The organism is Aggregicoccus sp. 17bor-14, assembly GCF_009659535.1.
Classification (GTDB): Bacteria; Myxococcota; Myxococcia; order Myxococcales; family Myxococcaceae; genus Aggregicoccus.
In genome coordinates this window covers 326,285-341,825 of the sequence record NZ_VJZZ01000007.1, presented here as the reverse complement: position 1 = coordinate 341,825, position 15,541 = coordinate 326,285, and the positions used below count along the sequence as shown (strand labels likewise).

Sequence of the window (15,541 nt, the reverse complement as noted above, 5' to 3'; positions counted from 1 at the left end):
CTCCACGGGAAGGCGCCGGAGAGGACGCACCCCGGGTCGGCGCCGCGCCCCCGGGACGCCGGAGGATGGCAGCGCCCGCTCAGGGCACGACTCGCACTCCAGGTGAGGGGCGCTTTGACTGTCCGCCAAGAGTCACTCCCCCCGCTCTCCTCCCGGCGTAGGACCCGCACTCACACAGTGGAGTTATATTTTTTCACCTACATTGCGTGTTGGCCGGGATTCTCCTTATAGAGGTCGGGCGTTGCGAGCGCGCCTCGGTGCGCGCTCGACCCTCCCCGCTGGAGCTCCCCGCCATGAAGCCCACCTCCCCCTCCGCGGCGCGCATCGCCGCGCTGCTCCTGCTCGGTGTGCTCGTCATGGCGGGGTGCGACGGTGCCACCCCGCCCCCGAAGGTGGACCCGGGCGCGAGCGCACCGGACGCCGCGCGCTCGAGCGTGGAGGTGAGCCCGACCGCGCACGCGCTGGCGAATGGCGTGGACGCGGTGGAGGTGAAGGTCACGGTGCGCACGGCGGCGGGCGCTGCGCTGCCGGGCCTCACCGTGACGCTGAGCGCGGAGGGCGAGGGCCGCAGCGTGCAGCAGCCCGCGGCCCCCACCGATGCGCAGGGCGTGGCCACCGCGCGCGTCACGTCGACCGTGGCAGGGACCGGCGCCGTGACCGCCCGCGTGGCGGCGCAGGGCAGCTCCGTGGAGCTCGCGAGCCACCCCACCGTCACCTTCGCTGCCCTCCCCGCCTCGCGGCTCGCCTTCGCCGCGCCGCCGCCGGACGCGGTGGCGGGCGCGCCCCTCGCCGAGGTGGCGGTGCGGCTGCAGGACGCGGACGGTAGGACGGTGACGGACGCCACCGGCAGCGTCACGCTCGCGCTGGGCTCCGGCCCCGCGGACGCGGCGCTGCAGGGCACGCTCACGGCCGAGGCGGTGGAGGGCGTCGCGCACTTCCCCGGGCTCACGCTCGAGCGCGCGGGCGAGGGCTACTCGCTGCTGGCGAGCGCCGCGGGCCTCACGGGCGCGACGAGCGCCCCCTTCGCGGTGACCCCGGCGCCGGTCGCGCAGCTCGCGCTGCGCGTCTCGCCGGCGACGGTGGAGGCCGGTACCCCGGCGGACCTCGAGGTGACGGCGCTCGACACCTTCGGCAACACGGTCACGGGCTTCCGCGGCACGGTGGCGTTCAACCCGGGCGCGCTCGCCGAGGGGCTGCCGGCGGACTACACCTTCACCGCGGCGGACCTCGGCCACCACACCTTCCCGGGCGGAGCCGCGCTCACGCGCGCCGCCGTGCATCCGCTGACGGTGGTCGACGTCGCGGCGAGCCCGCTCGTCGCCGGAACGGCGCAGCTCACCGTGCTCCCCGCCGAGGCCCAGCGCCTGTCCACCGCGGTGCTGCCCACGGGCCTGCGCGTGCGCCAGCCCTTCACCCTCGATGTCTCGGTGCAGGATGCCTACGGCAACCTCGTGCCTTCGAGCAGCGCCGCCGTGAGCCTCGCGCTCGGCCCCTCGGGCACGCTCTCCGGTACCTCCACGCTGAGCGCGGAGTCCGGCGTCGCCCACTTCTTCGGCCTCTCCATCGCGCAGGAGCGCGCGGACTGGGTGCTGGTCGCGTCCGCAGCGGGGCTCGAGTCCAGCGCCACGCCCGCCTTCTCCGTCACCGACGACGTGGCCCCCGCCCTGCCGGTGCTCGCGCTCGCCGGGCAGGCCACCGCCACCTCGCTCACGGTGGCCTGGACGGCCGTGGGTGACGATGGCTCCGAGGGGACGGCGGCGCAGCACGAGCTGCGCTACTCGCTGCAGGACATCGCGTCCGACGCGGACTTCGCCGGGGCGACGCCGGTCGCGCTCGGCGCGCCCAGGGCCTCGGGAGGCGCGGAGTCCGCGTCGCTCAGCGGCCTCGCACCCCACACCACCTACTACGTCGCGCTGCAGGTGACGGACGACGCGGGCAACCGCGTGCGCTCCGCCACCCTGCCCGTCTCTACCGCCTTCGCCACTGCGGCGAAGCTGGCCTTCCTCGACCAGCCCTCCGCGGGCACGGCCGGCGCGGCACTGCCCGGCCTGCGCGTTGCCGTGCAGGACGCGGAGGGGCTCGGGGTGGACCAGGCGGACTCCGCGGTGACGCTGAGCGTGGAGGGCGTGAGCGGCTTCGGTCCCTGGACGGTCTCGGCCAGCGGCGGCATCGCCACCTTCTCGAACGTGCGCATCGACCGCGCCGGCGCGGACTACCGCCTCGTCGCGAGCTCCGGAGGCCTCACGGGCGCCGCGAGCCAGCCCTTCGCCATCGGGCACGCCGCTGCGGCGCGGCTCGCGCTGAGCGGGCTGCCCTCGGGCGTCGTGGTGGGCGACGCGCAGAGCGTCGGCGTCACGGTGAAGGACGCCTTCGACAACACGGTGGTGGACGCGACGAACGCGCTCACCCTCTCCTCCACGGACGGCGCCGCCACGCTGCCCGCCGCGCACACGCTGACGGCGGCGGAGGGTGGCGAGCACACCTTCACGGGCATCGTCTTCGAGACCGGGGGCTCGCAGCGCCTCACGGTCTCCGCGGCAGGGCTCACCAGCGCGGCCCAGACCACCGAGGTGGATGACCCCACGCCGCGCGGGCTGGTGCTCTCGGGCCTCGCCTCCCAGGGGACGGCGGGCGACTCCGTCACCGTCACGCTCGAGGCCCGCGACGCGATGGGCCGCGTCGCGCCAGGCTACCGCGGCACGGTGCACTTCACCACGGACGACGCGCAGGCGACTCTTCCCGCGGACTACACCTTCACCGAGGCCGACGCGGGCCAGCACGCCTTCTCCCTCGCCCTGCGCAGCGCCGGAACCCACAGCGTCACCGCGACGGACACCGCGAGCGCGGGCTTCAGCGCTTCGGCCGGCACCACCGTGCGCTGGGCGCCGCTCGCCTCGCTCACGCTGCAGGGCCCCGCGAAGGCCACCGCCGGCAGCCCCGTCACCGTGAGCCTCCTCGCGCGCGACGCCTTCGGCAACGCGGTGCGGGACTACGCCGGCACGGTGCACTTCAGCTCCGCGGACGCGCAGGCCGTGCTGCCCGCGGACTACACCTTCACGTCCCTGGACGAGGGCAACCGCCGCTTCCCGGTAACGCTCGTGCGCGCTGGCAGCACCGTGCTGAGCGTGGCGGACGCGGCCGCGGGCCTGGGCGATGCGGCCACCCTCGCGGTGGACGCGGGCGCGGCCTCCGGGCTGGAGCTCGCGGCCGCCGCGGGCCCCGTGACGGCCGGCACCCCGCTGTCCCTCACGCTGAGCGCGCGCGACGCGTGGGGCAATCTCGTCCCCGGCTACACGGGCACCGTGCACTTCACCTCCGACGACACGCAGGCGGTGCTGCCCGGGGACTCCGCGTTCTCGGCCGCGGACGCGGGCCAGCACGCCTTCAGCGCCGAGCTGCGCACTGCGGGCACCCGGCAGCTCGCCGCCGTGGACCTGGCGCAGGTCACCTTGCGCGCCCAGCTGCAGCGCGAGGTGGTGCCCGCCGCCCCCAGCACGCTGCGCTTCGCAGACGCTCCGGCCAGCGGCACCGTGCGCACTGCGCTCTCCACCGTACAGGTGGAGGTGCTGGATGCCTACGCGAACCGGGTGACGGAGAGCGCGTCCGCCATCACGCTGAGCCTCGCGGGGGGCAACGCCGCGGCGACGCTGTCCGGCACGCGCGCCGTGGCGCCCTCCAGCGGCGTGGCCAGCTACCCGGACCTCTCGGTGGACCAGCAGGGCACGGGTTTCGTGCTCGTGGCCAGCGTGACGGGGCTCGCGGGCGCGACGAGCGCCCCCTTCTCCATCGTGGACGACCAGGCGCCGGCGACCCCCTCCCTCTCCGCGAGCGAGGTGTACAGCGACCGCCTCACGCTCTCGTGGCTCGCCGTCGGTGACGACGGGAGCGCGGGCCAGGCCTCCGCGCAGGAGCTGCGCTACGCCACCAGCGCGCTCACCGCCGAGACCTTCGGCTCGGGCCAGCAGGTGGCCCTGGGCGCGCCCGCGGCAAGCGGCACCTCCGAGTCCGTCACCATGGCCGGGCTCGCCGCAGGCACCGCGTACCACTTCGCGCTGCGCGTGAGCGACGACGCGGGCAACGTGAGCTACGCCTTCCTCGATGCCTCGACGGCCGCAGACCCCTGCGCGGGCGTCACCTGCACCCCGTCCGCGGACAGCTGCGCCGCGGACGGCGTCACGCGCCTCACCTACAGCGCGAGCTGCGCCGTCGTGAACGACGCACCCAGCTGCCAGGAGCAGTCCACGTCCGTGGCCTGCACGGGCGCGAACGCCGTCTGCGTGCAGGGCGCCTGCACCGCGGCGCCCCCGCCCGCCGCCTCCGAGCTCGTCATCTCCGAGGTGATGCACACGCCTTCCGTGGGCACGACCGAGTACGTGGAGCTCACCAACACCACCCAGCACCTGCTGAACCTGAACGGTGTGACGCTCAGCTACGCGGGGACGGGCACCCCGGGCAGCTTCACCGTGGGCACGGGCGTCCCCGTCGTCCTGGGCGCGGGCGGGCGCTTCGTGCTCGCGCAGAGCGCAGGCGCGGACACCAATGGCGGCGTGGCGGCGAACGCTGCGTACGGTGAGGCCTTCCTCCTCGACGGCCAGGGCACGCTGGACGTGAAGCGGGGCAGCACCTCGCTCGACTCCCTCGCGTACACCCCCAGCTTCCCCCAGACACCCGGCCGCGCGATGAGCCTCGCGGCCTCCATCGTGGGCACGAGCGCGAGCGCGCACCCCTGGTACTGGTGCGACGCCACGGACGTGCTCGCGGGCGGAGACCGGGGCACGCCCGGCGCCGCCAACGGCAGCTGCGGAATCGCGGTGCAGGCACCGGTGGACTTCTGCGCCATCCAGTCGCCGAAGACCATCGCGTCCGTGGCACCGGGTGCGTCCACCTCCGTGTACGGCCAGTTCTACGAGCCGGGCGCCACGGACCGGAACCTCTCCGGCAACGACGGCTACCCCCACGTCTTCGCGGAGCTGGGCTACGGCACGAGCACGGACGTCAGTACCTGGACGTGGGGCGCGGCGCCCTTCGACGCGGGCTTCGTGACCACCGGAAACAACGACCAGGTGGTGGGCACGCTGAGCATCCCCAACTCGGGTAGCTACCTCTACGGCTTCCGCTACCAGGTGCGTGACCCGGCCACTGGGGCGCTCTCGCCCTACACGTACTGTGACCAGGACGGCGTCGCGACGCCTTCCGCGGGCAACTACGGCACGGTGACGGTGGCGGCCCTGCAGCCGCCCCTGACGAACCACGTGGTCATCAGCGAGTTCTCGGGTGGAAACGGCACGGGCACCGCCGCCACGGACGAGTTCATCGAGCTCTACAACCCGACCAACGCGGACGTGGACCTGTCCAACTGGCAGGTCGGCTACAAGTCCGCGACCGGGACCACCTGGAGCTCGACCGTCACCATTCCGGCCGGGAAGATCATCCGTGCCCACGGGTACTTCCTGCTGGCCGGAGCCAACTACAGCGGCGGTGCCACCGCCCCCAGGGACGTTCCGTACACCTTCGACGCCTCCTCCTCCACGACGGCCGGCGGCCACGTGCGGCTCCAGCGCCTCGTGAGCGGGACGTACGTGGACGTGGACAAGCTGGGATGGGGCACCGGGAATTCCCCCGAGGGCACCGCGGCCCCAGCCCACCCCGCCGTGGGTGGCAGCCTCGAGCGCAAGGCAGTCAGCACCTCGACCTCGGCGACGATGGCCGTGGGCGGAGCGGACGCTCTGCGCGGCAACAGCCAGGACACCGACGACAACTCGAAGGACTTCGTCACCCGGGCCGTCCGCCAGCCGCAGAGCTCGGTGAGCCCGACGGAGATCTACTGAGACCGCGGCCCCCGGGACGATGACCGCCCCGCCCCCCCGTCACGGGTGGAGCGGGGGGCTCACGCCCCGCCGCGCAGCAGCCACAGCCCCGCGAGCACCATCAGGAAGTAGGGCACCAGCGCGCCCGCCCCCGCGTAGTCCTTCGCGAGCCGCTGGCCGAAGAAGAGGCTGAGCAGCGCGACCCCCGCGAGCGCGACCCCGAACAGCGCCACGCGCCCCTCGCCCGAGGCGAGCAACTGCACGAAGCCCACCGCGCTCAGGGCCCCCGCCCCCACCTCGAGCAGCGTGACCACCGCGAGCATCAGCGGCACCACGGCGCGCAGGGGGCTCTTGGCGAAGTGCCCGGTGAGCCAGCCCAGGTTCCCCTTCCAGTCGAAGAACTTGTCCAGGCCCGACTGGAGGAAGAGCACCGCGAAGAAGGCGGCGGTGAGCGCCTGGGCGAACCAGAGGGGGAGGTGGGGGGCGTCGAGAGCGGGCATGAGGGCCCCACTCTTAGCGCCCCCGCGCGCCTGGGGGCCAGGGAAGCGTGCACCAGTGGCCGCGGGGGCGAACGAGCGGCCTTCCCTTCCGGCCTTCCGCCCCTATCGTGAAATACCTATGGCCACCCAGAACCCGCAGACGGCGCAGCGCGCGCTCGCAGTGCTCCTCATCATCGCGCTGGTGCTGCTCGCGCTGATCATCCAGCCCTTCGCCAGCGCCTTCTTCCTCGCGGCGGTGCTGGCCGGCGCCCTGCGGCCCGTGCAGACCTGGCTCACCCGCAAGCTGCGCGGGCGCAAGAACGTGTCCGCGGCGCTGATGTGCATCGGGATCATCCTGGTGCTGGTGGGGCCCATCGCGGGCATCGCCACCTTCGTGGTCTCCGAGATCTCCACCGGCGTGAAGTACGTGAGCCAGACGGTGCGCAGCGAGGGCGTGACGGGGCTGGTGGACCGGCTGCCGCCCAGCGCCCAGAAGCTCGCCCGCAAGGCGCTGGACCGCATCCCGGTGGAGGAGGGGCAGCTGGACGAGGAGATCCAGAAGCGCGCCCAGAGCCAGAGTGGGCGCGCGGCAGCGGCCGTGACGAGCGCGGTGGCGGCCACGGGCTCCTTCGCGGTGCAGGCGACGATGATGCTCATCGCCTTCTTCTTCTTCCTCGTGGACGGGCGCGCGCTGGTGGGCTGGCTCGAGGACGTGTCTCCGCTGCTCCCCGGCCAGGTGACGGAGCTCTTGGAGGAGTTTCGCAAGGTGAGCGTCTCGGTGATGGTGAGCACCATCGCCACCAGCGGCGTGCAGGCGGTGGCGGCGCTCATCGGCTACTTCATCGCCCGCGTCCCCTACCCCGTCTTCTTCGCGGTGATGACCTTCTTCGTCGCCTTCATCCCGGCCATCGGGGCGGCCGGCGTCTGCCTCTTCGCCGCGCTCATCCTGCTCGCGCTGGGCAAGACGTGGATGGCGCTGTTCCTGGCCATCTGGGGCGTGACGGTGGTGGGCCTGGTGGACAACCTGCTCAAGCCGGTGCTCGCGAAGAAGGGCATGGAGATGCACGGCGCGGTGGTGTTCTTCGCCCTGCTCGGCGGGCTCGCGGTGTTCGGCACGGTGGGCCTGCTCATCGGGCCCCTCATCGTGTCCTTCTTCCTCGCGCTGTTCCGCATGCGCCAGCGCGCGGTGGGCCGGGCGAAGCCGCCGCCCCCGGGCGCCGTGCCCTTGCCGCCGCCGGCCACGCAGACCCTGCCCCACCAGGGGTAGGGTCCGCGGGCGCGCGCCGCTACGGGTCGATGACCGTGGTGGAGGCCGTTACCTTGAGCGAGTAGCTCCCGGTGGCCCCCGAGTAGCCCACCACCTTCACCAGGTAGGTGCCGGCGGAGGGCAGCGTGGCGCTGCCGGTCTCGGGGTTGTTCGCGGTGTAGCCGCGCGCGAGATAGCTGGAGGTGTTGGAGGCCGGGTAGAGGTACCAGTCCAGGTCCGCGGTGCCGCTGATGCTCAGGCTCACGGTGACGCTGCCGCCCGCCTTGGCGTCGAAGCTGAACCAGTCCGCGTCCGTGCTGGAGCCCACCGCGCCGCTCACCGCCACGCCGTTGCCCACGCGCCCGTCCGCGCTCGCCGCGGTGCCGTTGTCCTCGCTCTCCGCGGTGATGGCGGTGGAGCCCGTGGGCGGAGGCGTCGTCGTGGTGTCGCTCGGGATGAGGAAGTCCTTCACCACGGCCATGTGCTGCATGTTGGTCGCGCCGCTGTCGGTAGAGCGCGCGGGCGTAATCTCACTGATGGGCGAGTACACGCGCGTGTCGGCGACGAGGCCGCCTGAGAAGCTGCTCGCGCCGATGACGGTGGCCGTCTGGTAGGCCTTGAGGTCCGCGTCCACCAGCACGTGATCGTAGGGCTTGGCGCGCGCGGCGTTCGTGTTGGTGTTGCCGTTGCGGTCCGCCGGATAGGGGCTCGCGGTGCTCACCACCTGCGAGAAGGTGGTGAGGCAGGCCTCCGAGCGCGAGTCGGTGTTGAAGTCACCGGCGATGGCCAGGTAGTCGCCCGTGGGGATGTTCGCCTTGATGAGGTTCACCAGCTGCTGGGCCTCGCCGTTGCGGGTCGCGGCGTCCGCCGTGAGCAGGTGCACGCTCACCACCCAGAGGTCCTTGGGGCCCGGCACGTCGATGCGCGCCCAGGCGAAGTCGCGGTTGGTGACGGCGGTGTCGTCCCACTCGCCCGCGGCGAGGATGGGCCAGCGGCTGATGACGCCGTTGGGGATCTGCGCGCCCGCCTCGCGGAAGTACGAGAAGCCGGTGCCGAAGGCCGTATTGACGAAGCCGCGGATGGCGGTGGCCGAGTTGTCCCCGTAGTTGAACTCCTGGATCATCACCACGTCCGGCTTCACGCCCTGGAAGATGCGGATGCCCTCGCCGGGGTCGTAGCTCTGCAGGTTGCCGCTCGAGATGTTCGCGGCCATCAGGCGCACGCGCGTGGTGGTGAGCGCGGCCTCGCTCTGGCCCACGGCGTCGGCGGGAGCGTCGAAGTCTTCGGGGCCTCCGCAGGCGGCGAGGGCGAGCAGGAGGGGCAGGACGTAACGGGGCTGCAGATTCATGGTGACCGGCCTTGCCCGCCCGGGAGGGCGCGGGCGCTAGGGGTGCGACGTGCGGTCTGCACCCCGCCCCGGATGGGGCGCCCAGGTGCTCTCCGCGGCCCGGCGTTATCCTCCGGACACCCACACCCCTGCCGTCACGGACGGGTCGAAACGTTCGATCTTGTGCGCTACTCCGTCGCGCTGAAGGCGGGCGCGCGCTCGATGCCCAGCTTCTTCATCCGACTCTGCAGGGTGCTGGGCTTGAGGCCGAGCAGCGCCGCCGCCCCGCCCTCCCCGTAGACCCGGCCCCGGGTGAGCGCGAGCACGCGCAGGATGTGCTCGCGCTGCACGGCGGCGAGCGTGGGCACCCGGCCGCGCTCGAGCGGAAGCGCCACGCTCGCCTGCATCTCCTCCAGCTCCTCCTCGCCCTCCTCCCCGGCCTCGCGCGTGGGCAGGTCGAAGGCGTCCGCACCCAGCTCCCTGCGGGTGGCGAGGATGGTGGCGCGCTCCAGCGCGTTCGCGAGCTCGCGGATATTGCCCGGCCAGTCGTAGGCGGCGAGCCGCTGCAGGCCGTCGCGCGTGACGCGCATCCCGCGCCTCCCCGTGCGCATCGCCTGCTCCTCGAGCAGGAAGCTGCACAGCAGCGGCAGGTCCTCGCGCCGCTCGCGCAGGGGCGGCAGGCGCAGCGGGAAGACGCTGAGCCGGTAGAAGAGGTCCTCGCGGAAGCGCCGCTGGGCAATCGCCTGCTGCAGGTCCACGTGGGTCGCCGCGAGGATGCGCACGTCCGCGCGCACCGTGCGGTCCGAGCCCACCGGCTCGAAGCTCTTCTCCTGCAGCGCGCGCAGGAGCTTCGCCTGCAGCTCCACCGGCAGCTCGCCCACTTCATCCAGCAGCAGCGTGCCCCCGTGCGCCATCTGGAAGCGCCCGGCTCGGTCGCGCGTGGCGCCGGTGAAGGCCCCCTTCACGTGGCCGAACAGCTCGCTCTCCAGCAGCCCCGCGGGAATCGCCGCGCAGTTGAGCGTCACGAAGGGGTGGTCCGCGCGCGCGCTCCAGCGGTGGATGGCGCGCGCGAGCCGCTCCTTGCCCGTGCCCGTCTCGCCCAGCAGCAGCACCGGCGTGTCCGTCTCGGCCACCTGGCGCGCGCGCCGCGCGAGCTCGCGCATCGCGGGGCTGCGGCTGGTCTCCAGCACGCCCTCGCTCTCGCCGCCCAGCTGCGCCTCGAGCAGCTTCGCGTGGTCGTGGTCCTGCTGGTGCAGCCGCTCGAAGGCCGCGCGCTGCTCGGCCGCCTGCAGCGCCGTGGCGAGCATCTGGCCGTACACCTCCACCAGGTCCACCACGCTCTGCGGGTAGGCCTCGCACTCGGCGCGGTCCAGGGTGAGCACGCCGTAGCAGCGCTCCCCCGCGCACAAGGGCACCACCATGCACGCGTGGCCCGGCGGCAGGTCCAGCACGCCGTCGAAGGGATCGCCATCCCCGTGCGCGTGGTCCTCTTCCGTGAAGGCGCGCGCGCGGCGGCTCTCCAGCGCGTCGCGCAGACTGGGGAAGTCCTGCAGGCTCAAGGCGTGCTCGCGCACCTGGGCGCTGGCCAGGGGGCCGCGCGCCGCGGTGGCCACCAGCCGGCCGTCCTTGAGGAGGAACAGCGTGGCCAGGTCGAAGCGCGCCACGCGCCCCAGCCACTCGAGCCCCCGCCGCAGCAGCTCCCCCACCGTGGGCTCGCTGCTCGCCAGCTCGGTCAGGTCCCGCACGTCCGGAGCCAGCGCGTTGGGCACCCTCGCGACCTGGGAGCCCTGAGCAGAAACCTGCGCAACCTTGTCGTCCGCCATGCGTCTTCTCTAGCGTGGAAACACCGAGATTGCAGTGGCGCCTCACACCGACATTTCGTTATCTACCGAGACGTCGGCGGCACCCCAGGGAGCCGGTTTCATAAGCCCCTGGAATCACGGCAGCGGCCCATGTGGCATGGCTGCTGCTTAAGTGAACCTCCGTTGCCGTCTGCAGTCGCAGTCCTCAACACAAGCCGCACTTCCCGGTGGCACTGACCGGTGGGTGCTGACAAGAAGCCACTCAACCCGGACTGGTCCCAGACACGTGGAAAGGGGCCGGCCTCAACCCCCCAAGGAGCACATCCAGATGCTTACCGTTGGCGACAAGATCCCCGAGTTCAAGGTCAAGGCCGTCGTGTCCATGGAGAAGGGCAAGGAGTTCCAGGACATCACGGACAAGGACTACAAGGGCAAGTGGAAGGTCATCTTCTTCTGGCCGAAGGACTTCACCTTCATCTGCCCGACCGAGATCGCGGAGTTCGGCCGCAAGAACAAGGACTTCCAGGACCGCGACGCGCAGGTCCTCGGCGTGTCCACCGACTCTGAGTTCGTGCACCACGCGTGGCGCACCCACCACGCGGACCTGAAGAACCTCCCCTTCCCGATGCTCGCGGACATCAAGCGCGAGATCTCCAGCGCCATGGGCGTGCTGCACAAGGAGGAGGGCGTCGCGCTGCGCGCCACCTTCATCGTGGACCCGGACAACATCATCCGCCACGTGACCGTGAACGACCTGAGCGCGGGCCGCAACATCTCCGAGACCGTGCGCACCCTGGACGCGCTCCAGACCGACGAGCTCTGCCCCTGCAACTGGGAGAAGGGTCAGGAGACCCTCACCCAGAAGCTCGCGAAGGCGGGGTAAGGAACCATGGCCTCGCTCGAAGAGATCCGCGGCTCGCTCGCGGACGCCCACAAGGACACGCGGCTCAACCTCTCCAGCGTCATCGAGAGCAACAGCCTCACGCCCGAGCAGCGCTGGGGCGTGGCGGTCGCGTGCGCCTACGCCGCCCGCAACGAGCGCCTGAAGGAGGCGATCCTCGAGGAGGCGAAGAAGGCGCTGCCCAATGCCGAGCCGGTCCTCGAGGACGCGCGCGCTGCCGCGTCCCTCATGGGGATGAACAACATCTACTACCGGTTCCGCCACATGGTGGGGAAGGAGAGCTACTCCACCAAGCGGCCCGGCCTGCGGATGAACCGCATGGCGCAGGTGCAGACCAACAAGGTGGACTTCGAGCTGGTCTGCCTCGCGGTCAGCGCCATCAACGGCTGCGAGATGTGCGTGCAGAGCCACGAGAAGGTCGTCATCGACGGCGGCCTGACCGAGGACCAGGTGCACGACGCGGTGCGAATCGCGTCGGTCATCCACGCCGCAGCGGTGGGGCTCGAGTCGTAGCCCCGAGCGTCTGCTGAAGCTTCACCTGGGCGCCCCCGCTCCTCTCGAGGACGGGGGCGCTCTTTTTTTGTCCCGCGTCCTCCCTCTCCCCCTGGGAGAGGGTCGGGGTGAGGGAGCCTGGTCTCCCACCAGGCAACCGTGCTCCCCCCTCCTGCCCCCCGGTCCCGCAGTCCCAATCCTCCCGGGAGGCCGTCTCGGGAGGAGCCCCGCATGAAGCTCAAGGATCTGTTGTCGCGCTGGCCCGTGGTGCGGCAGCTGCGCGACCGCGACCCCGCAGGGCTCGGCGAGAGCGCGAAGAGCGCCCGCACCCACGCGCTGCACCCGCGCACGCGGCGCGCCGACCGGGTTGCGAAGTCCATCTGCCCCTACTGCGCGGTGGGCTGCGGGCAGCGCGTGTACGTGAAGGACGAGAAGATCCTCGACATCGAGGGTGACCCGGACAGCCCCATCTCGCGCGGCCGGCTCTGCCCCAAGGGCGCAGCGAGCTTCCAGCTCGTCACCGGCACGCACCGCCTGCAGCAGGTGCTCTACCGGCGGCCCGGCGGGCTCGAGTGGGAGACGCTCCCGCTGGAGCGCGCCATGGACATGGTGGCCGAGCGCGTGAAGCGCGTGCGCGACGAGACGTGGGAGGAGAACTCCCCCTCGGGCGAGTCCGTGCGCCGCACGCTGGGCCTCGCGCACCTGGGCGGCGCGACGCTGGACAACGAGGAGAACTACCTCATCAAGAAGCTGTTCACCGCGCTGGGCGTCGTCCAGGTCGAGAACCAGGCGCGCATATGACACAGCTCCACGGTGCCCGGTCTGGGCATCTCCTTCGGTAGAGGCGGCGCCACCGACTTCCAGCAGGACCTGCAGAACGCGGACTGCATCGTCATCCAGGGCTCCAACATGGCCGAGTGCCATCCGGTGGGGTTCCAGTGGGTGATGGAGGCGAAGGCGCGGGGCGCGAAGGTCATCCACGTGGACCCGCGCTTCACCCGCACCAGCGCGATGGCGGACTCCTTCGTTCCCATCCGCGCAGGCACGGACGTGGCCTTCCTCGGCGGGCTCGTGCGCTACGTGCTGGAGAACGACAAGGTCTTCCGCGACTACGTGGTGAGCTACACCAACGCGGCCAGCGTCATCCGCGAGGACTTCCGTGACACGGAGGACCTGGAGGGGCTCTTCAGCGGCTTCCACGGCGAGGGCAAGTACGACATCCGCAGCTGGCAGTACGAGGGGCTCGAGGGCACGGTGCCGGCGGCCGGCCAGAAGCAGCTCTTCGCCGAGCAGGGCGCGGGCGCGGACGACACGAAGCGCACCCTGGCCACCGAGCACCTGCGCGACGAGACGCTGCAGCACCCGCGCTGCGTGTACCAGCTGCTGCGCAAGCACTACGCGCGCTACACGCCCGCCATCGTGGAGGAGATCTGCGGCGTCCCCGAGGCGCAGTTCCTCGAGGTGGCCGAGGCCCTGTGCCAGAACTCCGGCCGCGAGCGCACCAGCGCCTTCGTCTACGCGGTGGGCTGGACTCAGCACTCCATCGGCGTGCAGTACATCCGCACCGCGGCCATCCTGCAGCTGCTGCTCGGCAACATCGGGCGGCCCGGCGGCGGCATCTTCGCGATGCGCGGCCACGCCTCCATCCAGGGCTCGAGCGACATCCCCACGCTCTACAACATCCTGCCCGGCTACCTCTCCATGCCCAGCGCGGGGCAGCCGGACACGCTCAAGGCCTACCTCCACGCGCACCAGAGCGCGACCGGGTGGTGGAGCGAGCTGCCCAAGTACATGGTCTCGCTGCTCAAGGCGTACTTCGGCGACGCCGCGCAGCCGGAGAACGACTACCGCTTCAACTACCTGCCGCGCCTCACCGGCGACCACTCGCACATGACCACGGTCACGGACATGGCGGACGGCAAGGTGAAGGGCTACTTCGTGATGGGCGAGAACCCCACGGTGGGCTCCTTCCAGGGCACGCTCGAGCGCAAGGGGTTGCGCAAGCTCGAGTGGCTGGTGGTGCGCGACCTGACGCTCATCGAGACGGCGGAGTTCTGGCGCCGCAGCCCCGAGCACGAGCGCGGCGAGGTGCGCGCCGAGGACATCCAGACCGAGGTCTTCGTCTTCCCGGCCGCCGCGCACACCGAGAAGGAGGGCACCTTCACCAACACCCAGCGCCTGCTGCAGTGGCGCGAGAAGGCGGTGGAGGCGCCGGGCGATGCGCGCAGCGAGCTGCACTTCATGTTCCACCTCGGCCGCCGCCTCAAGCGCCTGTACGCGGGCTCCACCGACCCGAAGGACCGCCCGCTGCTGGACCTGAAGTGGGACTACCCCATGCACGGCCCGCGCGGGGAGCCGGACGCGGAGGCCGTGCTGAAGGAGATCAACGGCTACACCGTGCACGACGGAAAGCCCGTGCCCGGCTTCGCGCAGCTGAAGGACGACGGCTCCACCGCGTGCGGCTGCTGGATCTACTCGGGCTGCTACGCGGACGGGGTGAACCAGCCCGCGCGCCGCAAGCCTGGCCAGGAGCAGAGCTGGGTCGCCCCCGAGTGGGGCTGGGCGTGGCCCGCCAACCGCCGCCTGCTCTACAACCGCGCCTCCGCGGACCCCGAGGGCCGGCCCTGGAGCGCGCGCAAGGCGTACGTGTGGTGGGACGCCGAGAAGGCCCAGTGGACGGGCCACGACGTGCCCGACTTCATCAAGGACCGCCCGCCCTCCTACCGCCCGCCGAAGGGCGCCACGGGCACCGCGAGCCTCTCGGGCATCGACCCCTTCCTGATGCAGGCGGACGGCAAGGGCTGGCTCTTCGCGCCCTCGGGCATCCTCGACGGGCCCCTGCCCACGCACTACGAGCCGCAGGAGTCCGTGGTCCCCAACGCGCTCTACCCGCGCCAGCAGTGCAACCCGGCGCGCCGCGAGTGGCGCCGCAGGGACAACCCCTACCACCTCGCCTGGGGCGACCCGCGCTACCCCTACCTGCTCACCACCTACCGGCTCACCGAGCACCACACGGCGGGCGGCATGAGCCGCTGGCTCAGCTGGCTGAGCGAGCTGCAGCCCGAGATGTTCTGCGAGGTGTCCCCCGAGCTCGCGAAGGAGCGCGGCCTGGTGAATGGCGGCTGGGCCACCATCGCCACCGCGCGCGCGGAGATCGAAGCGCGCGTGCTCGTCACCGAGCGGATGCGCCCGCTGCGCATCCGCGGCCAGTGGGTGCACCAGATTGGCCTGCCCTACCACTGGGGCGCGGTGGGGCGCGTGCAGGGCGACAGCACCAACGATCTCACCGTGTACGTCGCGGACCCCAACGTCACCATCCAGGAGTCCAAGGCCTTCACCGGCAACATCACCGCCGGCCGGCGCAGCCGCGCAAGCAAAGCCTTCAGCTGGGAGCGCGCTCCGGAGCTGCCCGCCCACACCCGCATCCCGGACCGGGGCGCGGCCCACGCCGCAGCGCAGCCGCAGCAGGAGCCACGGGAGTAGCCAC

Annotated in this window: 8 protein-coding genes; 5 read left to right on the top strand and 3 right to left on the bottom strand. The window is 72.0% G+C overall.

Features of this window, described 5'->3' with window-relative positions; genetic code table 11:
- Positions 1–293 precede the first annotated feature (293 nt).
- Complete coding sequence (locus FGE12_RS15890) at positions 294–5,828, top strand: lamin tail domain-containing protein (RefSeq protein ID WP_153867311.1); 5,535 nt, start codon at positions 294–296, stop codon at positions 5,826–5,828.
- Positions 5,829–5,887: 59 nt separating this feature from the next.
- Here the strand turns inward: FGE12_RS15890 and FGE12_RS15885 are convergent, their stop codons facing one another.
- Positions 5,888–6,307, bottom strand: coding sequence for a DoxX family protein (locus FGE12_RS15885; RefSeq protein ID WP_153867310.1), 420 nt, complete (start codon positions 6,305–6,307; stop codon positions 5,888–5,890).
- A 118-nt stretch (positions 6,308–6,425) separates the two neighbouring features.
- On the opposite strand from FGE12_RS15885, the gene FGE12_RS15880 reads away from it, so the two are divergent.
- Positions 6,426–7,553 carry an AI-2E family transporter gene (locus FGE12_RS15880; protein ID WP_228530814.1) on the top strand — a complete coding sequence of 376 codons (1,128 nt, stop codon included), beginning with the start codon at positions 6,426–6,428 and terminating at the stop codon, positions 7,551–7,553.
- 19 nt (positions 7,554–7,572) lie between these two features.
- Here the strand turns inward: FGE12_RS15880 and FGE12_RS15875 are convergent, their stop codons facing one another.
- Together FGE12_RS15875 and FGE12_RS15870 are read right to left on the bottom strand one after the other, a co-directional pair.
- Positions 7,573–8,880, bottom strand: a complete 1,308-nt coding sequence (locus FGE12_RS15875) for a pre-peptidase C-terminal domain-containing protein (protein ID WP_153867309.1) — start codon at positions 8,878–8,880, stop codon at positions 7,573–7,575.
- Positions 8,881–9,047: 167 nt separating this feature from the next.
- The gene (locus FGE12_RS15870) at positions 9,048–10,682 is read right to left on the bottom strand and encodes a sigma 54-interacting transcriptional regulator (protein ID WP_153867308.1); all 1,635 of its coding nucleotides are present in this window, start codon (positions 10,680–10,682) and stop codon (positions 9,048–9,050) included.
- A gap of 307 nt (positions 10,683–10,989) precedes the next feature.
- Here FGE12_RS15870 and FGE12_RS15865 point away from each other — a divergent pair, with 307 nt between their 5' ends.
- The 3 genes from FGE12_RS15865 to fdh all read left to right on the top strand — a co-directional run bounded on the left by FGE12_RS15865 (position 10,990) and on the right by fdh (position 15,537).
- Positions 10,990–11,544, top strand: a complete 555-nt coding sequence (locus tag FGE12_RS15865) for a peroxiredoxin (RefSeq protein ID WP_153867307.1) — start codon at positions 10,990–10,992, stop codon at positions 11,542–11,544.
- A gap of 6 nt (positions 11,545–11,550) precedes the next feature.
- Positions 11,551–12,075, top strand: a complete 525-nt coding sequence (locus FGE12_RS15860) for a carboxymuconolactone decarboxylase family protein (RefSeq protein ID WP_153867306.1) — start codon at positions 11,551–11,553, stop codon at positions 12,073–12,075.
- 210 nt (positions 12,076–12,285) lie between these two features.
- Positions 12,286–15,537 carry a formate dehydrogenase gene (gene fdh, locus FGE12_RS15855; RefSeq protein WP_153867305.1) on the top strand — a complete coding sequence of 1,084 codons (3,252 nt, stop codon included), beginning with the start codon at positions 12,286–12,288 and terminating at the stop codon, positions 15,535–15,537.
- Positions 15,538–15,541: the final 4 nt, after the last annotated feature.

What these genes read in the sequence shown, in the direction of transcription:
- FGE12_RS15890 (WP_153867311.1), top strand. Translation starts at nt 294, where the DNA reads ATGAAGCCCACCTCCCCCTCCGCGGCGCGCATCGCCGCGCTGCTCCTG.
- FGE12_RS15885 (WP_153867310.1), bottom strand. Translation starts at nt 6,307, where the DNA reads ATGCCCGCTCTCGACGCCCCCCACCTCCCCCTCTGGTTCGCCCAGGCG.
- FGE12_RS15880 (WP_228530814.1), top strand. Translation starts at nt 6,426, where the DNA reads ATGGCCACCCAGAACCCGCAGACGGCGCAGCGCGCGCTCGCAGTGCTC.
- FGE12_RS15875 (WP_153867309.1), bottom strand. Translation starts at nt 8,880, where the DNA reads ATGAATCTGCAGCCCCGTTACGTCCTGCCCCTCCTGCTCGCCCTCGCC.
- FGE12_RS15870 (WP_153867308.1), bottom strand. Translation starts at nt 10,682, where the DNA reads ATGGCGGACGACAAGGTTGCGCAGGTTTCTGCTCAGGGCTCCCAGGTC.
- FGE12_RS15865 (WP_153867307.1), top strand. Translation starts at nt 10,990, where the DNA reads ATGCTTACCGTTGGCGACAAGATCCCCGAGTTCAAGGTCAAGGCCGTC.
- FGE12_RS15860 (WP_153867306.1), top strand. Translation starts at nt 11,551, where the DNA reads ATGGCCTCGCTCGAAGAGATCCGCGGCTCGCTCGCGGACGCCCACAAG.